At 61.2% G+C, this 20,847-nt stretch carries 17 protein-coding genes and 2 pseudogenes; 13 read left to right on the top strand and 6 right to left on the bottom strand.

Features of this window, described 5'->3' with window-relative positions; translation table 11 throughout:
- On the bottom strand, window positions 1-1,371 hold the full coding sequence (locus AACV02_RS00080; RefSeq protein WP_119736378.1) for a GntT/GntP/DsdX family permease: 1,371 nt from the start codon (window positions 1,369-1,371) through the stop codon (window positions 1-3).
- Between the two features lie 216 nt (window positions 1,372-1,587).
- On the opposite strand from AACV02_RS00080, the gene AACV02_RS00085 reads away from it, so the two are divergent.
- The 4 genes from AACV02_RS00085 (at window position 1,588) to AACV02_RS00100 (ending at window position 8,102) form a co-directional block, all read left to right on the top strand.
- Window positions 1,588-2,493: a cation diffusion facilitator family transporter gene (locus tag AACV02_RS00085; protein WP_106578516.1), complete on the top strand. Its 906-nt coding sequence runs from the start codon at window positions 1,588-1,590 to the stop codon at window positions 2,491-2,493.
- 110 nt (window positions 2,494-2,603) lie between these two features.
- The gene (locus AACV02_RS00090; RefSeq protein WP_119736380.1) at window positions 2,604-3,824 is read left to right on the top strand and encodes a TolC family protein; all 1,221 of its coding nucleotides are present in this window, start codon (window positions 2,604-2,606) and stop codon (window positions 3,822-3,824) included.
- Between the two features lie 18 nt (window positions 3,825-3,842).
- The gene (locus tag AACV02_RS00095) at window positions 3,843-4,949 is read left to right on the top strand and encodes an efflux RND transporter periplasmic adaptor subunit (protein ID WP_106578518.1); all 1,107 of its coding nucleotides are present in this window, start codon (window positions 3,843-3,845) and stop codon (window positions 4,947-4,949) included.
- Between the two features lie 18 nt (window positions 4,950-4,967).
- Window positions 4,968-8,102 carry a CusA/CzcA family heavy metal efflux RND transporter gene (locus AACV02_RS00100; protein WP_119736382.1) on the top strand — a complete coding sequence of 1,045 codons (3,135 nt, stop codon included), beginning with the start codon at window positions 4,968-4,970 and terminating at the stop codon, window positions 8,100-8,102.
- A gap of 219 nt (window positions 8,103-8,321) precedes the next feature.
- Here the strand turns inward: AACV02_RS00100 and AACV02_RS00105 are convergent, their stop codons facing one another.
- From AACV02_RS00105 to AACV02_RS00115, 3 genes are all read right to left on the bottom strand, one after another.
- The gene (locus tag AACV02_RS00105) at window positions 8,322-9,707 is read right to left on the bottom strand and encodes a heavy metal sensor histidine kinase (protein WP_119736385.1); all 1,386 of its coding nucleotides are present in this window, start codon (window positions 9,705-9,707) and stop codon (window positions 8,322-8,324) included.
- Window positions 9,704-10,378, bottom strand: a complete 675-nt coding sequence (locus AACV02_RS00110; RefSeq protein ID WP_119736387.1) for a response regulator transcription factor PcoR — start codon at window positions 10,376-10,378, stop codon at window positions 9,704-9,706. The genes AACV02_RS00105 and AACV02_RS00110 overlap by 4 nt, the downstream gene beginning before the upstream one ends.
- Window positions 10,379-10,735: 357 nt before the next feature.
- Window positions 10,736-12,055, bottom strand: coding sequence for an OprD family porin (locus AACV02_RS00115; protein ID WP_119736645.1), 1,320 nt, complete (start codon window positions 12,053-12,055; stop codon window positions 10,736-10,738).
- A gap of 226 nt (window positions 12,056-12,281) precedes the next feature.
- On the opposite strand from AACV02_RS00115, the gene AACV02_RS00120 reads away from it, so the two are divergent.
- The 4 genes and pseudogenes from AACV02_RS00120 (at window position 12,282) to AACV02_RS00130 (ending at window position 14,671) form a co-directional block, all read left to right on the top strand.
- Complete coding sequence (locus AACV02_RS00120) at window positions 12,282-12,614, top strand: DUF2790 domain-containing protein (protein ID WP_119736389.1); 333 nt, start codon at window positions 12,282-12,284, stop codon at window positions 12,612-12,614.
- 194 nt (window positions 12,615-12,808) lie between these two features.
- Window positions 12,809-13,495: pseudogene (locus AACV02_RS30795) on the top strand (PAS domain-containing protein); the annotation flags it as partial.
- 108 nt (window positions 13,496-13,603) lie between these two features.
- Window positions 13,604-14,035 (top strand): annotated as a pseudogene (locus AACV02_RS30800) (methyl-accepting chemotaxis protein); the annotation flags it as partial.
- Between the two features lie 60 nt (window positions 14,036-14,095).
- The gene (locus AACV02_RS00130; RefSeq protein ID WP_119736392.1) at window positions 14,096-14,671 is read left to right on the top strand and encodes a flavin reductase family protein; all 576 of its coding nucleotides are present in this window, start codon (window positions 14,096-14,098) and stop codon (window positions 14,669-14,671) included.
- Window positions 14,672-14,673: 2 nt separating this feature from the next.
- Here the strand turns inward: AACV02_RS00130 and AACV02_RS00135 are convergent, their stop codons facing one another.
- Window positions 14,674-15,558, bottom strand: coding sequence for a LysR family transcriptional regulator (locus AACV02_RS00135; protein WP_119736394.1), 885 nt, complete (start codon window positions 15,556-15,558; stop codon window positions 14,674-14,676).
- Window positions 15,559-15,679: 121 nt separating this feature from the next.
- On the opposite strand from AACV02_RS00135, the gene AACV02_RS00140 reads away from it, so the two are divergent.
- Window positions 15,680-17,023, top strand: coding sequence for an MFS transporter (locus AACV02_RS00140; RefSeq protein ID WP_119736396.1), 1,344 nt, complete (start codon window positions 15,680-15,682; stop codon window positions 17,021-17,023).
- A gap of 113 nt (window positions 17,024-17,136) precedes the next feature.
- Here the strand turns inward: AACV02_RS00140 and AACV02_RS00145 are convergent, their stop codons facing one another.
- Entirely contained in the window at window positions 17,137-17,946 is an 810-nt protein-coding gene (locus AACV02_RS00145; protein WP_106578527.1) for an AraC family transcriptional regulator, read from the bottom strand.
- Between the two features lie 195 nt (window positions 17,947-18,141).
- On the opposite strand from AACV02_RS00145, the gene AACV02_RS00150 reads away from it, so the two are divergent.
- The 4 genes from AACV02_RS00150 to ddlA are packed head-to-tail and all read left to right on the top strand — an operon-like array spanning window position 18,142 to window position 20,735.
- On the top strand, window positions 18,142-18,702 hold the full coding sequence (locus AACV02_RS00150; RefSeq protein WP_106578528.1) for a DUF2975 domain-containing protein: 561 nt from the start codon (window positions 18,142-18,144) through the stop codon (window positions 18,700-18,702).
- Between the two features lie 7 nt (window positions 18,703-18,709).
- Window positions 18,710-18,928 carry a helix-turn-helix domain-containing protein gene (locus tag AACV02_RS00155; RefSeq protein WP_106578529.1) on the top strand — a complete coding sequence of 73 codons (219 nt, stop codon included), beginning with the start codon at window positions 18,710-18,712 and terminating at the stop codon, window positions 18,926-18,928.
- Window positions 18,929-18,957: 29 nt separating this feature from the next.
- A complete protein-coding gene (locus AACV02_RS00160; RefSeq protein WP_106578530.1) occupies window positions 18,958-19,596 on the top strand; it encodes a LysE family transporter in 639 nt (212 codons plus the stop codon).
- A 44-nt stretch (window positions 19,597-19,640) separates the two neighbouring features.
- Window positions 19,641-20,735: a D-alanine--D-alanine ligase gene (gene ddlA, locus AACV02_RS00165; protein WP_119736398.1), complete on the top strand. Its 1,095-nt coding sequence runs from the start codon at window positions 19,641-19,643 to the stop codon at window positions 20,733-20,735.
- Window positions 20,736-20,847 lie beyond the last annotated feature (112 nt).

Raw genomic sequence — 20,847 nt, forward strand, 5'->3', positions numbered from 1 at the left:
TCAGGTCAGGAAGTGCCAGAGCAACAGCGTGCCGACCAGCCCCACCACGGAAACGATGGTTTGCAGCACCGACCACACCCAGATCGTCTGCTTCAATTGCAAGCCAAAGTACTCGCGCACCATCCAGAACCCGGCGTCGTTGACGTGACAGAAGAACACCGAGCCGGCACCAATCGCCAGCGCCACCAGTGAACTCTGTGTCGCCGCCAAACCCGCCATCATCGGCGCGAGAATGCCCGCCGTGGTTGTCGTGGCGACGGTCGCCGAACCAGTGGCCTGGCGCAGGGCCACGGCAATCAACCAGGCCAGCAGCAGATACGGCATGTGCGCGCCTTCGGCGACTTTACTGATGGTCTGGCTGACGCCGGCATCCAGCAACGTTTGCTTGAGGCCGCCGCCGGCGCCGATGGTCAACAGCAACACGGCGATGGGCGCGAGGGCTTTGCGCAGCGTGTTGCCGACCTCGGCGCGTGGCATGCCGGCGGCCCAACCCAGGCAGATCACGGCGGCGATGACAGCCAGGCCGAGGGCGATCAGCGGTTCACCGAGAAACTTCAAGGTCAGTGCCAGCGGGTTTTCCGGCGCCATCGCAACTTTGGCCAAGGTGCTGCCGAGCATCAAAATCACCGGCAACAAAATGATCAGCAACGACACCCCGAAACTCGGCTGGCGCGGTGCCTTGGGCGGTGCGCTGAACAGCGCGCCGATGTCGGCCGGTTCATCCACCTGCATGCGCTTGGACAGCCAGTTGCCATACAGCGGGCCCGCGAGAATCACTGCTGGCACCGCCAGGCAGAAGCCCAGCAACATGGTCAGGCCCAAGTCGGCGTGCAATGCGCTCACCGCAATCAGCGGCCCCGGGTGCGGTGGCATCAGGGCGTGCAAGGTGGTCATGCCCGCCAGCGCCGGAATGGCGATTTTCAGCAGTGGCTGATTCGAACGTTTGGCCATTACAAAGATGATCGGCACCATCATCACCAGCCCGACTTCGAAGAACAGCGGCAAGCCAATCACCATCGCCACCAATGCCATCACCCAAGGCAACGACTTGCCTTTGCCCAGCCCGAGCAAGGTGGTAGCGATACGGTCGGCGGCGCCGGATTCGGCCATTAACGCACCGAGCATCGAACCCAGAGCAATGATGATACCGGCCTCACCGAGGATCGCCCCGGCGCCTTTGCTGAAGGCCTTGGCGACTTCTTCCGGCGGCAACCCCGCGCCGACGCCGGCGATAAACGTACCGATCAGAATCGATAAAAATGGCGGCAGCTTGGTCGCGCTGATCAACACAATGATGCTGGCGATGGCCAGCAGAACGCAGAGCATGAGACGGGTGTCGTGAACCATCCACGCGGCAGTCGATAACTCCAAAACGGGACTCCTTATCGAACAGGTTGGCTAATTTGTTTCTTTTTGTTTCCTGCTCGAAAAGCATACCTGATAGAACTGTTGCAGAGCGTCCATGTGCGATTTTGGTGCGCGCGATATAACGACGAACTGTCGCGCAGATGACAAATTTGCAACCCCTGCGCGGGCATCTGGCCTATAGCTCTATGATCAACGAACCCCACTTATCGAGGAATTTTCATGAGCGCAGGACATAACCACGGCCAGGTACGTGCCGGCCACGAGCGTCTTCTATGGATCGCCCTGGGGCTGACCAGCAGCTTCATGATTGCTGAGGTGATCGGCGCGTTTATCACCGGCAGCCTGGCGCTGCTGTCCGACGCCGCGCACATGATGACCGACGCCCTGGCGCTGGCGATTTCTCTGGTGGCCATCCAGGTCGCCAAGCGCGCGGCCGACCGCAAGCGCACCTTTGGCTACGCGCGTTTCGAGATCCTCGCGGCGGCGTTCAATGCGCTGCTGTTGTTTGGCGTGGCATTTTACATTCTGTATGAGGCCTATCAACGGCTGCAGGCACCGGCTGAGATCCAGTCAACCGGCATGCTGGTGATTGCGTTTTTGGGGCTGATCGTCAACCTGATCTCGATGAAACTGCTGAGTGCCGCCAGCGGTGAAAGCCTGAATGTGAAGGGCGCATATCTGGAGGTCTGGAGCGACATGCTCGGTTCCATCGGCGTGATGATCGCGGCGGTGGTGATCATGTTCACCGGCTGGGGCTGGGTTGACTCGGTGGTGGCGGCGGCGATTGGTTTCTGGGTGTTGCCGCGCACCTGGACGCTGCTCAAGGAAAGCATGAACGTGCTGCTGCAGGGCGTGCCGGACGGCATCGATATCGATCAGGTCGAGCAGGCCATTCGCGGTGTGCCGGGGGTCAAGGACGTGCACGACCTGCATATCTGGGCCCTGACCAGCGGCAAGAATGTGCTGAGCACGCACTTGGTGGCGGATGCTGCGCTGAACACGGAGCAAAAAATCCTTAGTCAGGTGACGGAATTGCTGCACGAACAATTCGATATTTCCCACGCCACGATTCAGGTGGAAGGCGAAGGTTTTGTGCACGACGAGCATGACGAGGTGCATGCCTGAGCCCGGCTAACGGATTTGTAATGTTTCGCCCACGGCCCTGATAAGTACCGAAAGCTACATTGCCCCCCGCTGGGAAATCTCAGCGACTTCATGGGCGTGGAACTTTCGTTATGGCACTTTCCGTTAGAACACTTTTGGGGGCAGCAGCGTTGTGGGTGGCCGCAGGCGCTGCCCAGGCGCAAACCCTCTCTCTGGATGCAGCCCTGCAAGCCGCCTTCGCCAACAACCCTGACCTGGCCGCTGCGCAATGGGAAATCGACATTGCCCAGGGCGGTCGCCAGCAGGCCGGCTTGATCCCCAACCCGGTGGCTTCCTGGGATGCCGAAGACACTCGCCGCAGCACGCGCACAACCACCCTCAAACTCAGCCAGACCCTGGAACTGGGCGGCAAACGTGGCGCGCGCATTGACGTCGCGACGCGCGCCCAGGACGCCGCGGCGCTGACCCTGGAGCAGCGTCGCAATGGCCTGCGCGCCGACGTGATCGACAGTTACTACAGTGCTTTGCGTGCGCAGCAGCGCCTCGACTTGGCGCAACGCTCGATGGCCCTGGCCGAGCGTGGCCTCGTGGTCGCCAAAGGTCGCGTCACCGCCGGCAAATCATCGCCGGTGGAAACCACGCGCGCGCAGGTGCAGGTGTCGCAGATCCGCCTGGAATTGAACCGCGCGCAAATCGGCCTCAGCGATGCCTATCGGCGCCTGGCCGCCAGCACCGGCAGCGCCACGCCTGACTTTGAGGCCGTGGCCGCGCAAAGCCAATCCGCTCCTCCCTTGCCGGCCGCCGCGCAATTGCTCGCGCGGCTTGAGCAAACCACCGAACTGCGCCTGGCCGACCTGCACATTATTCAAAGCGAAGCGAGCGTGGGCCTGGAAAAGGCCCAGCGGATTCCCGACCTCGATGTGTCCATCGGCAGCCAGTACGACGCCAGCGTGCGCGAACGCGTGAACCTGGTGGGCGTGTCGATGCCGATCCCGCTGTTCAACCGCAACCAGGGCAATGTGCTCGCTGCCAGCCGCCGTGCCGATCAGGCCCGCGACTTGCGTAACGCGGTCGAACTGCGCCTGCGCACCGAAACCCGCCAGGCCCTGGACCTGTGGCAAACCGCCGATACCGAAGTGCGCGCATTCAACCAACACATCCTGCCCGCCGCCCAGAGCGCGGTGGACAACGCCACCCGTGGCTTCGAGATGGGCAAGTTCAACTTCCTCGACGTGCTCGACGCCCAGCGCACCTTGATCGCAGCCCGCACCCAATACCTGGTGGCGACCGCTCAGGCGACCGACGCCTGGGTGCGCATCGAACGGATTTACGGCGACCTCGCCCGGTTTTGATCTTTTCTGGAGTCTTTTATGAAGCCTAAACACGGTGTGGCGCTCGCCGTCGCCCTGAGCCTGATGCTGTCTGGTTTTGCACAGGCCGAGGAGGAGGAAGGCACACTCGAACTCACCGAGCAACAGATCCAGGCGGCCGGTATTCAGCTCGCCCAAGCCCAACCGCGGGCGATCAGCACGCTGCTGACGCTGCCGGGAGAAGTGCGTTTTGACGAGGACCGTACCTCGCACATCGTGCCGCGTGCGGCCGGTGTGGTGGAGGCGGTAAAGGTCAACCTTGGCCAGTCGGTGAAAAAGGGCGAGGTGTTGGCCGTGATCGCCAGCCAGCAGATTTCCGACCAGCGCAGCGAGTTGGCCGCCAGCGAGCGACGCGTCGAGCTGGCGCGTACCACCTTTGAGCGTGAGCGCCAGCTGTGGAAGGACGAAATCTCCGCTGAGCAGGATTACCTGCTGGCGCGCCAGACCTTGCAGGAAGCGGAAATCGCGCTGAACAACGCGCGTCAGAAGATGACGGCGCTCAGCGGCAGCGCCGTACTGGCCGGCGGTAATCGCTACGAGCTGCGCGCGCCATTCGCCGGTGTGGTGGTGGAAAAACACCTGGGCGTGGGCGAAGTGGTAGGCGAAACCAGCAACGCCTTCACGCTCTCGGATTTGTCCCAGGTGTGGGTCACGTTCGGCGTGTTTCCCAAGGACCTGAACAAGGTGCGCGTCGGTAAACCGGTGAAGGTCAGCTCCACGGAAATGGGCACCGACGTTCAAGGCACCGTGGCCTACGTCGGCAACCTGCTCGGCGAGCAGACGCGCACCGCTACCGTGCGCGTGACTGTGCCCAACCCCGACGATGCCTGGCGCCCAGGGTTGTTTGTGACTGTGCAACTGGCCACCGACACCTACCAGGCCAAGGTCACCGTGCCGCAAACCGCCATCCAGACAGTCGAGGAAAAACCCTCGGTATTCGTGCGCACGGCGGACGGTTTCATCACCCGCCACCTCGAACTGGGCGTGAGTGAAAACGGCTACGTCGAAGTGCGCCAAGGCCTGGAAGCCGGTGCGCAAGTGGCGACCGAAGGCAGCTTCATCCTCAAGTCCGAACTGGGTAAAGGCTCGGCCGAGCACGCCCATTGATCCTGCGAGTGATTCCCCATGTTTGAGCGCCTTATCCAATTTGCCATCGAGCAGCGCATCATCGTGCTGCTGGCGGTGCTGTTGATGGCCGGTGTCGGCATCGCCAGTTATCAGAAGTTGCCCATCGACGCGGTGCCCGACATCACCAATGTGCAGGTGCAGATCAACTCGGCGGCGGCCGGCTTCTCGCCGTTGGAAACCGAGCAGCGCATTACCTTTCCCATCGAAACCGCCATGGCCGGCCTGCCGGGTTTGCAGCAGACGCGTTCGCTGTCGCGCTCCGGCCTGTCCCAGGTCACGGTGATCTTCAAAGACGGCACTGACCTGTTCTTCGCCCGCCAATTGGTCAACGAGCGCCTGCAGGTGGCCCGCGAGCAATTGCCCACCGGCATCGAAACCGCGATGGGGCCGATTTCCACTGGCCTCGGGGAGATTTTCCTGTGGACCGTCGAAGCCGAAGACGGCGCGCTCAAGGAAGATGGCACGCCTTACTCGCCGACCGACCTGCGCGTCATCCAGGACTGGATCATCAAGCCACAGCTGCGCAACGTGCCGGGTGTGGCGGAGATCAACACCATCGGCGGCTTTGCCAAGGAATACCAGATCGCGCCGGACCCAAAACGCTTGGCGGCCTACAACTTGACGCTGACCGATTTGGTCACCGCGCTTGAGCGCAACAATGCCAACGTTGGCGCCGGTTACATCGAGCGCAGCGGCGAGCAGCTGTTGATTCGCGCACCGGGGCAAGTGGCGTCGATCGATGACATTGCCAACATCGTGATCACCACGTCGGACGGCACGCCGATCCGCGTGCGCAATGTGGCACAAGTCGACATCGGCCGTGAGCTGCGCACCGGCGCCGCCACCGAAAATGGCCGTGAAGTGGTGCTGGGCACGGTGTTCATGCTGATCGGTGAAAACAGCCGCACCGTGTCCCAGGCGGTGGCGAAAAAACTCGAAGAGATCAACCGTTCGCTGCCCCAGGGCGTGGTTGCCGTGACCGTTTATGACCGCACCAACCTGGTCGAAAAAGCCATCGCCACGGTGAAGAAAAACCTCTTCGAAGGTGCGCTGCTGGTGGTCGCGGTGCTGTTTCTGTTCCTGGGCAATATCCGCGCGGCGTTGATCACCGCGATGGTGATTCCGCTGGCGATGCTGTTCACCTTTACCGGCATGTTTACCAACAAAGTCAGTGCCAACCTGATGAGCCTTGGCGCGCTGGACTTCGGGATTATTGTCGACGGCGCGGTGGTGATCGTCGAAAACGCCATTCGCCGGCTGGCCCATGCGCAGCAGCGCCATGGCCGCTTGCTGACCCGCAGCGAGCGCCTGCACGAAGTGTTCGCTGCGGCCAAGCAAGCGCGGCGCGCACTGATCTTCGGGCAACTGATCATCATGGTGGTGTACCTGCCGATCTTCGCCCTCACCGGGGTGGCCGGGAAGATGTTCCACCCCATGGCGTTCACTGTGGTCATCGCTTTGCTCGGTGCGATGATTCTGTCGGTGACCTTTGTGCCGGCCGCGATTGCGCTGTTTGTCACCGGCAAGGTCAGGGAAGAGGAAAACCTGGTGATGCGCACGGCGCGTCGGGCGTATGCGCCGGTGCTGGATTGGGTCATGACGCGCCGCCCGCTGGTGTTCGGCCTGGCGGTGCTGACCATCGTCGCTTCGGGCGTGGTGGCCAGCCGCATGGGCAGCGAATTTATCCCCAGCCTCAGTGAAGGCGACTTCGCTCAACAGGCCCTGCGCGTACCCGGCACCAGCCTCACGCAATCGGTGCAGATGCAGCAGCAGCTGGAAAAAACCTTGATGGCCCAGGTGCCGGAAATCGAGCGAGTCTTTGCGCGCACCGGTACCGCGGAAATCGCTTCCGACCCGATGCCGCCAAATATTTCCGACAGCTATGTGATGCTCAAGCCCAAGGGCCAGTGGCCTGATCCAGCCAAATCCCGCGAGGCGCTGATCGAAGATATCCAGCGCGCCAGTGCGATTGTGCCGGGCAGTGCGTATGAGCTGTCGCAGCCGATCCAGTTGCGCTTCAACGAGTTGATTTCCGGGGTGCGCAGTGACGTGGCGGTGAAGGTGTTTGGCGACGACATGGCAGTGCTCAACAAGACCGCCGCAGAAATCGCCGAGACCTTGCAGACGCTTGATGGCGCCTCGGAAGTGAAGGTGGAGCAGACCGCTGGCCTGCCGGTGCTGACCATCAATATTGATCGCGACAAGGCCGCGCGGTTTGGCCTGAACGTGGGCGACGTGCAGGACACCATCGCCGTCGCCGTGGGTGGGCGCCAGGCCGGCACGCTGTACGAGGGTGACCGCCGCTTCGACATGGTCGTGCGTTTATCCGATGCGCTGCGCACCGATATCGAGGGCTTGTCGCGGCTGTTGATCCCGGTGCCGGCGCTGGCCAGCAACGCCTCGGGCCAGTTGGGTTTTATTGCCTTGTCCCAGGTCGCCAGCCTGGACCTGGTGCTGGGCCCGAACCAGATCAGCCGTGAGAACGGCAAGCGCCTGGTGATTGTCAGCGCCAATGTGCGCGGGCGTGATATCGGTTCGTTCGTCGAAGAGGCCGAGTCTGCCATCAGCACACAGGTGAAGGTCCCGGCGGGTTACTGGACCACCTGGGGCGGCCAGTTCGAACAGCTCAAGGAGGCCTCCGAGCGCTTGCGTATCGTGGTGCCGGTGGCGTTGCTGCTGGTGTTCGGGCTGTTGTTCATGATGTTCAACAACCTCAAGGATGGCTTGCTGGTGTTTACCGGGATTCCGTTCGCGTTGACCGGTGGGATCATGGCGCTGTGGCTGCGCGATATTCCGTTGTCGATCTCGGCGGGGGTGGGGTTTATTGCGTTGTCGGGGGTGGCGGTGCTTAACGGGCTGGTGATGATTGCCTTCATCCGCAACCTGCGTGAGGAAGGGCGTCCACTGTCGGTGGCGATCCATGAAGGGGCGCTCACACGTTTACGCCCGGTGTTGATGACTGCGCTGGTGGCATCCCTGGGGTTTATCCCCATGGCCTTGGCCACCGGCACCGGCGCCGAAGTACAGCGCCCGCTGGCGACGGTGGTGATCGGCGGGATTATTTCTTCTACGTTGCTGACCTTGCTGGTGTTGCCGGCGTTGTATCAGTGGGCGCACCGCAAGGAGGAATGATGCGGGTGGGGTGAGCGGGCTCTCTGTGGTGAGCCCGCTTACTGTGGCGAGCGGGCATGTTGTGGCGAGCGGGCTTGCCCCGCGTTGGGTGGCGAAGCCGCCCCAAATCTTTCGCCGCGGTATATCAGGGATACCGAGGTGGGCCTGATGGGGTCTGCTGCGCAGCCCAACGCGGGGCAAGCCCGCTCGCCACAACAAGCACGCTCAGCCTTGAGGGGCTCATACCTGAGGAAACACCAGGCGAAACACGGTGAAAGCGCCGGGCGAACTGCGCACGTCGGTTTGCCCCTGGTGCAGGGTCATGATCGATCGCACGATGGCCAGTCCCAGGCCGGTGCCGCCCTCGGTGCGCGCGCGGCTGCTGTCGACACGGTAGAACCGTTCGAACAGGTGCGGCAGGTGGTGCGCTTCAATCCCCGGGCCTGGGTTGCTCACAGACAACGACACGCTGTTGCCGTAAGCCTCCACTCGCAACGAGATATGCGCGCCCGCTGGGCTATGGCGGATCGCATTGGACAGCAGGTTGGAGAGCGCGCGTTGAATCATCAGGCGATCGCCGTGCACCTGGGCTTCGCCGCTGAGGGTCAGGGCCAGTTGTTTGTCTTCGGCACTCAGGGCGAATAAATCCATGACCCGATGAGCTTCGTCCGCCAGCGATACTGCGGTAAACGAAGCACGCGCTGCCGGGTGGCTGACCTGGGCCAGGAACAACATGTCGGAAACGATGCGGGCCAGGCGCTCCAGCTCTTCGGTGTTGGATTCCAGCACTGCTTTGTATTCGTCCGGTGGGCGTTGGCGCGACAACGTGAGCTGGGCTTTGCCCATCAGGTTGGTCAGCGGTGCACGCAATTCGTGAGCAAGGTCGTCGGAGAATTGCGACAGTTGCTGCACCCCGGCGTCCAGGCGGTTGAGCATCACATTGAAGCCTTGCGCCAACTCGCCCAGCTCCTTGGGCAGGTTGTCGACGGACAAGCGATGGGTCAGGTCCTGAGTGGTGACTTTGGCCGCCACATGGCTGAACTGCTTCAACGGCGCAAGCCCGCGCTGCACCAGCCACCAGGCGCCCATGCCGATCAGCATCAACAACATGGGCAAGGCGATCACTGTGGCGCGCAGGTAGGCACTGAGCAGCGCCTGATCGTCCATGCGGTCCAGCGACAACAGCACGCGTACGCGTTCGCCGCTGGCCAGGCGCATCAGGCTGGAGGCGCTGAGCACCTGGTTGCCATTGCTGTCGGCCCAATTGAGGTAGCCGAGCGTTTCTCGCGGTGTGAAGTTTGTCAGCAGCGGCTCCTGAGGCTTGGCACCGATGCTCAGCAGCACTGTTTCATCGGGCGCGGTGCCGACGATAGTGAGGTAAAAATTATCATGGCCGATCACCAGGTCCATCAGCGAATGCGGGCGCGCCCGGATGGCGTGGGCGTCGAGGCCTTGAGACAGGCTGTGCTGGATCTGTTCCATCTTGCTTTCCAGGCCTTTGCGCGCCAGTTTTTCCAGTTCGTGGGTCAGGGCGAGATACGCCAACGTCGCCAGCAACAGCACCAGGCCCGCGCCCATGAGGCTGACCGTCAACCCCAGGCGCATCGACAGACTGCCGGTTTTCATGGCCGTGCTTCCAGCACGTAACCCACGCCGCGAATGGTGTGGATCAGCTTGACCTCGCTCTGATCGTCCACCTTGGCCCGCAGGCGGCTGATGGAGACTTCCACGACGTTGGTGTCACAGTCGAAATTCATGTCCCACACCAGCGAAATGATCTGCGTGCGCGTCAGCACTTCACCGGTCTGGCGCATCAGCACCTGCAGCAGTGCGAACTCCTTGGTGGTCAAGTCAATGCGCCGTGTGCCGCGGTACGCGCGATGGCGGCGGGGGTCCAGTTCCAGGTCCGACACGCTGAACACTTCCGGCTGTGGGATGTGCTCGCTGCGCCGCAGCAGGGTGCGTACCCGCGCCAGCAATTCGGGAAACTCGAAGGGTTTGACCAGGTAATCATCGGCGCCCATGTCCAGGCCCTTGATCTTGTCGGCCAGCCGCCCGCGGGCGGTCAGCATCATCACGCGCTGGGTGCCGTTGCGGCGCAATTGCTCCAGCACTTCCCAGCCATCCTTGCCCGGCAGGTTGACGTCAAGAATCACCAACTCATAGGCGTGCTGCTCAGCCAGGTGCAGGCCATCAATGCCATTGGACGCGCAGTCCACGACGTAGCCACTTTCATTCAGGCCTTGCTGCAGGTAGTCAGCGGTTTTTTGCTCGTCCTCAACCACAAGGATACGCATGGGGATTTACCTTTTACTGAAAGAGAAGGGTTCCATTTCCCTATGGAATCGGGTGTGTTGTGAGTAGGAAAATTCTGAAGTGTGAAGCAGCTTCAGGGTCAACTGCGGCAATGGGTCGCGACTAAGCCTGCGCGCAAAAAAAACGCCCCAGAGGGGCGTTAAAAAAATCATCTCTTTCCAAAGGAGCTAAAAAAAGCTTCAGAGACGAATGTTGCTCGGTGCTGACACGTTGAAGCGAGTATAGGAAGTTCAACTTAACGGGAAGCTGGGGCCAATGTTACAGTTTTGATAGATAGCAATTTGTGAACAGATGTTAGTCAAGCGCGAACGAATGTAAGCACTCGACTGGGCGATTGTTCAAAGTGCGACCAATGGGTATTGCGCAATCAGGCGAATTTCTTCCAGGTCTGACTCAAACGCACTGGAGCGCACGGTGGCCTGGCGCAAGCGCAATGACAAATCTTTCAGGCTGCCGCTTTGCACCACGTACTCGGCCTCGACATCCCTTTCCCAGCGGCGTTGATCTGTCAGCGGGTTGCTGGATGCATCACGGCGCATGTACACCGCGTTGGCGTGGCTGTAATCGGCGCCGGTGCCTTTGGCATAACGGGTCATGAACGACAGGCCAGGTATACCGAACGCCTGCATGTCGAGGTCGTAACGGGCCATCCACGAACGCTCCTTGGGCGAATTGAAGTCGCTGTACTGGATCGAGTTATTGAGAAAAATCGAGTCCGATTGGCGCAGGTAATCGAAGTCGTCATCGCCGTTGTTGCGCTGGTGCGAGAGGGCCACGCTGTGAGCGCCGACCTTTACCCCGAGCCTGGCACTCCAGATGGTGTTGTCGAATTTGCCCAGCAGCTGTTTGCCTTCGTCCACGGCCTTGTAATAGTTGAAATCGCCGAATAACGACACGTCGTCGGTCAGTGGGTAACTGGCGGCACTGCCGACGTAGTACTGGTCCCAGGCGTCCTTCAGGCGGCTGCTGTAGAGGCTCACGTTCAGGTGTTTGTTGACGGCGTACTCCCCCCCGAAATAGCCGATCCAGGGTGAGTCGACCTTGCCCGCGTAGAAGGTCGCAAAGCCCTTGTTCATCCCGCTTTCGCTTGGCTGGCTCATGCCGCTCAGGCGTCCGCCTTGCAGGCTCAAGCCCTCAAGGCTGGTGTTCTGCGCGGTGACGCCGCGAAAGCTTTCCGGCAACAACCGCGAATCGCCGTAGGCCACCACCGGCGTGAGCGGGAACACATCGCCGGCCTTGGTAACCGTGTCCAGCACGCGCCATTTCGCCGCGCCGCCGACTTTGCTGTAGCTGCCTTCGGGGTGATTGTCGCTGTCCACCGGCAGCACGCCGAACGAACCCTTGCCGCCGCTGCGACCGGTGCCCGAGTCGAGTTTCAGGCCGTACATGGCAAACGCATCCAGGCCAAAGCCTACGGTGCCTTGAGTAAAGCCGGATTCGAATTTGCCGATCAGACCCTGCGCCCAGGCTTGGGAATACCCATTGCCGGTCGGGCTGGACTGGCCCTTGCGGTCATCGCGATTGAAGTAAAAGTTGCGCGCCAGCACGGTTACGCTGCTGCCTTGGATAAAACCATCGGGCGTGTCTTCCACCGCCACGGCTGCCAGAGGCAGTGCGGCAATCAATGAAAAGGGAAGGGTGTAGTAAGCAATGCTCATGTTTCGCTCCTGGGTGTTGGCAGTTTTCAGCTTCTTATAGGTAGGGGCGTTTTTATTGATCTGGCCCGGGCTGATAGTTGCAAACAGTGGATAACGGTCAGGTGGCGCGAACATTACAATTCTGGAAGCTCACCGCGATCTAACAGATAAGTAATGTTTTGGTGAACATGGCGACAGGGTTGGTTGATTAGTCTCGTGACTGAACTTATCAACCGAGGAACCTGTAATGACATTTTATAAAATTGGCTTGGGTGTAGTAGCTGCAGTCCTGTCACTGAGTGCGATGGCCGAAGGCGGAGGCGACCGCACGTTTGCGCTGATGATGGAGCGTAATCAAAAAGCCATGGCGGCTTACGCGCAAAAAAACGGCCAGCCAGCACCCCAGGTGCAGGCGTATCGCTATGGCATGGCGCTGGATATTGCCAAGGTCGTCAACGTTACGCCGCCGATCAGTTCGTGCAATGCCGTGCCTTCACGCATGACCTATGAAGACTCCAGCGGCAAGCTCAATACGGTGGAATACAAGGTGATGGGTGTTTGCCGAAACAACGGCAGTTAATGGATCCAAAAAAACAGTTGGGCACGCCACAAAAAAGCGCTTCAGAAAACCTCGTCAGCGCCGATGCAGGTCAGATCCATCTCCCCAATGACCATCGGTGCCCCATGTTCAACACCCGTTTGAAGCAGGAGCTGTCGGCTCTTCGCGAAGAGTTGTCCAGCTTGCAACAGGTCAAGGAGAGCCTGGAAAGCGAAATGCTGTGCCTGACGCTGGACGCCGAAGGCCGGGTGGAGTGGGCGAATGCCAACTTCCTGCAAGAGCTGTCGTACCAGGCCTCCAACATAGTGGGGCGGCACATAGACGAGCTGGTGCCCACGCACCTGCGCCAGGACGAATTCCAGCAGCGCTTTCGCAATGCCCTGGTGCGCGGCGAACACTTCGCCGGCACCGTGCGCCTGATGCGCGGCAACGGCAAAGAGGCATGGTTGCGCTCGATCCTGCAACCGGTGCGCAGTTCTGACGGGCGCATCAAGCATTTTTCGATTTACTCCAGCGACCTCACCCGCACCATCGAGGGGTCGCGCGAGCATGAGAACCTGATCACCGCGCTGGTGCGTTCCACTGCAGTGATCGAGTTCGACCTCGGCGGCCATGTGCTGACCGCGAACGACCGGTTCCTCGGTGGCATGGGCTACAGCCTGGCGCAGATCCAGGGCAAACATCACCGTATGTTCTGCGAACCGGAGGAATACAACAGCGCCGAGTACCAGCATTTCTGGAAACGTTTGAACGCCGGTGAGTTTGTGGCGGCGCGCTTCAAACGGGTCGACAGCCATGGCCGTGTGGTGTGGCTGGAGGCGACCTACAACCCGGTGCTGGATGCCAATGACCGCCTTTACAAAGTGGTCAAGTTCGCCACGGTGATCACCGACCAGGTCAACCAGGAACAGGCCGTGGCCGAAGCCGCAAACATCGCCTACAGCACTTCGCTGCAAACCGACAACAGTGCCCAGCGCGGCACCACTGTCGTGACGCAGGCGGTGGATGTCATGCGTGATCTGGCCAGGCACATGCAGCAGGCCGGTGATGGCATCGAGGCGCTGAACGCCCAGTCCCAAGTGATCGGCACCATCGTCAAGACCATCAGCGGCATCGCTGAGCAAACCAACTTGCTGGCGCTCAACGCGGCCATCGAAGCGGCGCGGGCCGGCGAGCAGGGCCGTGGCTTTGCGGTGGTGGCCGATGAAGTGCGTCAGTTGGCCTCGCGCACCAGCAAGGCCACCGAGGAGATCGTCGGCGTGGTTCGTCAGAACCAGGACATGGCCCGCGATGCGGTGTCCTTGATGAACGAGGGCCGTTTGCAGGCCGAACAAGGCTTGGCCCTGGCGGCCGAGGCGGGCACGGTGATTGTGGAAATCCAGGACGGTGCACAAAAAGTGGTGAGCGCGGTCGGGCAGTTTGCCAATCAGCTGTCGAGCTGACCCGCAGGGCTTGTGCTTGAGGTATCGTAGGTTTTTTCCTGCTTGAAGAGCCGTCCCTCCATGAGCCCTACCCACCGTCGTCCCGTACCTTTGTCCAAGGCCTACCGTTTGCTCAATCACGGGCCGACCGTATTGGTGAGCGCGACCCACGATGGCAAGCGCAATATCATGGCCGCTGCCTGGGCCATGCCGCTTGATTTCGAACCGCCGAAGGTCGCCGTGGTGCTCGACAAGGCCACCTGGACCCGCCAGCTGCTGGAAGCCGCCGGCACCTTTGTGCTGCAGGTGCCTTGCGTGGCCCAGGCCGATCTGGTGCAGACGGTCGGCAACACCACGGGCGCAGACACCGACAAATTCGCCACCTATGGCTTGCAGACATTCAGCGGTGAACACACCGAAGCGCCGCTGCTGGAAGGTTGCGTAGCGTGGCTGGAATGCCGCCTGCTGCCCGAGCCTCATCACCAACAGACCTACGATTTATTCCTCGGCGAAGTCGTCGCGGCCTATGCCGACGCGCGCGTGTTCAGCGACGGGCACTGGCATTTCGAAGGCCATGACGAATTGCGCACCTTGCACCATATCGCGGGCGGAAATTTCCTGAGCATCGGCGAGCCGGTGGTCGGGCGCCAGTTGTAGGCTTACCAGCGGGCGTTTGCCAGTGCCTGGGCGAACGCCATCAGCTTGGGCGAATACTGCCGGGACGGCGGATAGACCAGTGAGATCGCGCGACTGCGCCCGGCCACGTCTTCCAGCAACGGCACCAGGCGCCCGGCGGCCATGGCCTCGCGCACCGCAAAATCCATCACCTGGGCGATGCCGAACCCCCCCACCGCGCCGTCTACCAGCGCATCGCCGCTGTCGAAAATAAGCCGCCCCTCGACGCTCACGTCCTGCACTTTGCCCTCGCTCATGAACTGCCAATCCACCATGCGCCCGTTGCGCAAGTTACGCACAGTGAGGCAGCTGTGGTCCTTGAGTTCGTCCACCGTTTGCGGCGTGCCGCAACGCGCCAGATAAGCCGGCGAGGCCACCGTGACCCAGCGCAACGGCGGCAGGGCACGGGCGATCAGGCGTTGATCCTGGATCTCGCCCGTGCGCAACAGGGCGTCGAAACCTTCGTCGACGATATCCACCAGCCGGTCAGTCATCACCGCTTCGATGCGCAATTGGGGATAGCGCAATGTCAGTTCGCCGATCACCGGCATCACCACCTTGCGACCGAACAACGACGGTGTGCTGATTTTCAACAGGCCGGACGGGCTGCTGCGTCGGTCGAGCATCAGCTTTTCGGTTTCAGCCAGTTCTGCCAGTAACGGCGCGCTGCGCTCGTACAGCATCTGACCGTCGGGCGTAAGGCTGACGCTGCGCGTGTTGCGCTGCAGCAAGCGCACACCCAGTTGGTTTTCCAGGCGCGAGATGGCGCGGGACAGCCCAGACTGCGTCAGCCCCAATTCACCGGCCGCGCGGGTAAAGCTGCGGGTTTCGGCCACGCGGACCAAGAGTCGAACAGCGTTCAGATCCATGATTAAAGTCATTACTGAAAGAGTGATGGCGCTATTTATCATCTGTCGGGCATGAAAGAAACTGGCACCTCTTATTTTCGGACTGGACGCTGTGATGTCTCCCTCTCGACCCTCTGGCTGGATGCTTTTATTGCTGGCCACCGCACAACTGATCATCGCCCTGGATGCCACCATTGTGTTTGTCGCCCTGCCGCAGATTGGCGCGCACCTGGATTTTTCCGCGCAGCAATTGCAATGGGTGGTGAGCGCCTACAGCGTGGCGTTTGGTGGCTTTCTGTTGCTGGGTGGCAGGGCGACGGACTTGCTTGGCAAGCGCCGTTTTTACCGGGTGGGCCAGTCGCTGTATGCGCTGGCGTCCCTGGCGGCGGTGCTCGGCGGCAGCGCGGTGTTGCTGGTGCTGGCGCGGGCGGTGCAAGGCGTGGGCGGGGCATTGTTGTTCCCGGCCACGTTGGCGTTGATCAACACGCACTATGCCGAAGGCCCTGCACGCAATCGGGCGTTTGCGGTGTGGAGTGCAGCCTCGGCAGCGGGGCTGGCACTCGGCGCATTACTGGGCGGCGTGCTGACTCAGGTGTGGGGATGGGAGGCGGTGTTTCTGGTGAATGTGCCGTTGGCGGGCGGCTGCGCGTGGGCGGCGCGTTACTGGATTCCAGCCGATGGCGAGCGTGTACGTGGGCGCAAATTCGACATCGTCGGCGCCTTGACGGTGACCGTCGGCGGCACGTTGCTGGTATTCGCGCTGGTGCAAGGCCCCGAGTGGGGCTGGTCGGCGCCGCAGACGCTGGGCTGCATCGCCTTGGCGCTGGCGTTGCTTGGGTTGTTCGCGTGGATCGAGCACTGCGGCAGCGATCCGCTGATGCCGCTGCGTTTGTTTGCCTACCGCGAACTGCGCATGGCGATGGTGCTCACGGCGGTGTTCATGAGCAGTTTTGGCGTGCAGTACTACTTCCTGGCGCTGTATTACCAGCAGGTCTATGGCTACAGCGTATTGCAGGCCGGTTTGGCGTTTTTACCGGCTACCCTGGTGTGCACGTTCGGCATCTGGTTGGCAGAGCGTTCGCTGGCCAGGCTGGGGTTGCGCAACACTTTGGTCAGCGGGCAACTGGCGGGCGCGGTGGGCATTGCACTGGTGTGTTGGGCGTTGCCGACGGGCGTAGGGTTTTGGTCACTGTTGCCGGGCATCTTCATTTTGAGCATCGGGCAGGGCATGACCTGGACAGCGATGTGGGTGGCGGCGGGGCTGGGTATTCGGCCTGGGGAGCAGGGCGTGGCGGCGGGGATGGCGTCTACCAGCCAGCAGATCGGCGGGGCGTTGGGCCTGGCGGTGCTGGTGTCGGTGGCGAATGCGGGCGGGATCGAGCTGGCGCTGTGGTGGAGCGCGGCAATTGCCTTGGTCGGCGCGGTGTTGGCGTTGCGGCTCAAAACGCAAGCGCCCGAGCCGAATGCGATAGTGGAATCAACATAGAACCCATGTGGGAGTGGGCTTGCTGGCGAAGGCGGTGGGTCAGTCACTCATAAGTCGACTGACACTGCGCTTTCGCGAGCAAGCCCGCTCCCACATTTTGAATGCGTTTCACATCAGCGCCCGAGCATCTTCACCCAGCGCGACGGCGGCATGCCGTAGGTGCTGCGAAACTGTCGAGTCATATGGCTCTGGTCGGTGAAACCGGCGGTCAGCGCCGCGTCCACCAGCGATTGGCCCTGGGCCAGCAAGCCGCGCACCAGGTCCAACCGTCGCATGGTCAGGTACCGATAGGGACTGGTGCCGAACAACAAGCGAAAATCCCGCGACAGCGCCCAGCGATCACGGCCGCAATGGTCGGCCATTTCATCCAGGGTGATGCTGCGGCCCAAGGCGCTGTGGATAAATTCCCGCGCGCGCTCGGCGGCGACGTAATCGAAGGATTTACGGCTGATGATCACCCCCGAGGCCGCGCTCAGGGCTTGCGCCAGGTCGTACAGCGCGTCCTGTTCCTGCATCGGGTCAATCGGGCAGTCCAGGCTTTGCAGCAACACCTCGCTGGCGCGGAACAGCCGTGGGTCAGTCGACAAGCCGTTGTGGATAAACGGCAACGGCCGGCCGCCGAGAATCTGCTGGATCAGCGCCGGCTCCACATAAATCATGCGGTACTTGAAGCCTTCCACACTGCTGGCGCGGCCGTCGTGGGATTCATCGGGGTGAATCACCATGGTCGTGCCCGGCAGGCTGTGGGTCATGCAGCCGCGGTAGTGGTAGCTCTGCACGCCAAACAAGGTGCGCCCGATGGCGTAGGTGTCATGGCGATGCGGGTCGAATGCAAAGCCGGCAAAATACGCTTCGATACGGTCCAGGCCGCTGGCGTGTGGGGCGCGGTGCAACCAATCGAGGGTGGAAGTGGGTTGGCCCATGGTGACTTGTCACAAATAGAGGTGGGAAACACGTTAACCCAGTCTGGCGTGCCGTGTCTGTCGAGGTCTTGAACGATTGTGCGTGCTTGAGAGGAGGTACTCGCCGGCGTAAATGTTGATCTGGGTTAATAAATGATTGTTTTACGATAATTAATCTATTATTTTTGCGACCTCACTCATTGGTCGAGGTTGCTTATGAATACCCAACGTCTGGCTCAACTCAGCCAGCGCATGTCGCTGCTGACGCTCTTGCTGATTGTCGTCATGCTGGTGCTCAACACTGGCGTCTGGCTGTTTCCGGTGCTGGGTTCTTCCGCCGATGGCCTGGGCCTCAGCTTTTCCTTGAGTGACCGGATTCAGGACAGCGGCGTGCAAATCGCGCTGCTCCCGTGGTGGCAAAAACTCGGCGGGATTGTTCTTTCCAGCATCCCGCTGGTGGCCTTGGTGTCGGGCTTGAACCATCTGCGCCAGCTGTTTCGCAACTACGCGCGGGGCGAGTATTTCTCCAGCGCGGCGGCGCAGCACCTGGGCAAAGTCGGTCGCGCCGTTGCATTGTGGGTACTGCTGGACTTTTTATGCGAGCCGTTGCTGGGCCTTTGGGTCTCGATGAACGAGCCGTTGGGCCAGCGATTTTTCACCTTGAGTCTGACCCCGCCGAGCTTCGTCGCGTTGTTTCTCGCTGCCTGTATCGCAGTAATCGCGCGTATCCTGTGGCAGGCCAGCGAAGTGGATTCTGAAAACCGCACTTTTGTTTGAGATCGAAATGCCCATTGTGATTGAACTGGACGTTATGCTTGCCCGGCGCAAGGTCAAATCCAAAGACCTGGCAGCCGCCATCGGGATTACCGAACAGAACCTGTCGTTGCTCAAACAAGGTAAGGTCAAGGGCATACGGCTGGGTACGCTGGATGCAATCTGTGCCTACCTGGACTGCCAGCCTGGCGACCTGCTGGTGCACACGCCTGAACCTGCGGGCGAATAGGTTTAACCATTACCAAGAGGGATCGCCCCATGCTGTTCTCCGATCTGCCGTATGTCGCGCCGTTGTTGTCGCTGGGGCTGCTTTGGACCGTCGCGGTGGTGACGCCGGGGCCGAACTTCTTCAATACTGCCCAACTGGCGGCGAGCTGTTCGCGTCGGCATGGCGTGGTGGCGTCTGCCGGAGTGGCCACGGGCACGGTGATCTGGGGGCTGGCGGGCGGTTTGGGCATCAAGTCGCTGTTCACTGCGGCGCCCATGCTCTATCTGGCATTCAAGATCATCGGTGGCTGCTACCTGATCTACCTGGGGCTGAAACTGTTCAAGCGTTCGGCGCCAACCGCGAGCCAGACAGTGTTGCCCGACGAACCCACGCGCTCGCTGTTCTCCGCCTGGCGCTTCGGTCTGCTGGGCAACTTGTCCAACCCCAAGGCCGCGCTGTTCGTCGCCACGGCCTTCGCTTCGACCATGCCGCCTTCACCGTCGCCGACATTGTTGGCCCTGGCGGTGATTACCATGGCCACCTTGTCATTCAGTTGGTACACCAGCGTAGCCCTGGTGTTTTCCAGCGAGCGCATGGCCAATCTCTACAGCCGTTCACGCAAGTGGCTCGACCGGTTTGCCGGTGGGTGCTACCTGTTGTTCGGCGCACATCTGGTAGCGAATCGCTGACCGCTCATGGTAAGAAGCCTTACTTTCAACAGTGAGGCCGAGTCATGAGCAAGGTGCGGGTAGGTATTATTTTTGGTGGCCGTTCGGCCGAGCACGAGGTCTCGCTGCAGTCGGCGCGCAACATCGTCGATGCACTGGACCGCTCGCGCTTCGAGCCGGTTCTGATCGGCATCGACAAGGCCGGCCACTGGCACCTGAACGAAACCTCGAACTTCCTGATCAACCAGGAAAACCCGGCCCTGATCGCTCTCAACCAGTCCAACCGCGAACTGGCGGTGGTGCCGGGCAAGACCAGCCAGCAAGTGGTGGAAACTTCCGGGCAAAGCCTGCTGGAACACATCGATGTGATCTTCCCTATCGTCCACGGCACCCTTGGCGAAGACGGCTGCCTGCAAGGCCTGCTGCGCATGGCGGACCTGCCTTTCGTGGGCTCCGACGTGCTGGGCTCGGCGGTGTGCATGGACAAGGACATCAGCAAACGCTTGCTGCGCGATGCCGGTATTGCCGTTACCCCGTTCATCACCCTGACGCGTCGCAACGCGGCGAGTAGCGCTTTTGATACAGCAGTGAACAAGCTTGGCTTGCCGATGTTCGTCAAACCCGCCAACCAGGGTTCCTCGGTGGGCGTAAGTAAAGTCACCAACGAGGCCGAGTACCATGCCGCGGTCGAACTGGCCTTGGGCTTCGATGAAAAAGTGTTGGTGGAGTCCGCTGTCCAGGGGCGTGAAATTGAATGCGCAGTGCTGGGCAACGACAACCCTGTCGCCAGCGGTTGCGGCGAGATCGTAGTGGGCAGCGGTTTCTATTCCTACGACAGCAAATACATCGACGCCCAGGCCGCCCAAGTGGTGGTGCCGGCTGATATCAGCCTTGAGGCCAGTGAGCGTATTCGCCAACTCGCCATTGAAGCGTTTGAGCTACTGGGCTGCGCCGGGTTGGCGCGAGTCGACGTGTTCCTCACCGACGACGGCGAAGTGCTGATCAACGAAATCAACTCACTGCCCGGCTTCACCCGCATCAGCATGTACCCCAAGCTGTGGCAGGCGGCAGGCATGAGCTACAGCGAGTTGGTAAGCCGCTTGATTGAGTTGGCGCTGGAGCGACATGCGGGGCGCAAGGGGCTGAAGATCAGCCGCTGATAATTTTTGGCCCGGACGTACGCTGTGGCGAGCGGGCTTGCCCCGCGTTGGGCTGCGCAGCAGCCCCATAATTAGGCTGCTCGTTTCTGTCTGAGACCACAGGGTAACTCTG

This window comes from Pseudomonas sp. Larv2_ips, from assembly GCF_963879675.1.
Classification (GTDB): Bacteria; Pseudomonadota; Gammaproteobacteria; order Pseudomonadales; family Pseudomonadaceae; genus Aquipseudomonas.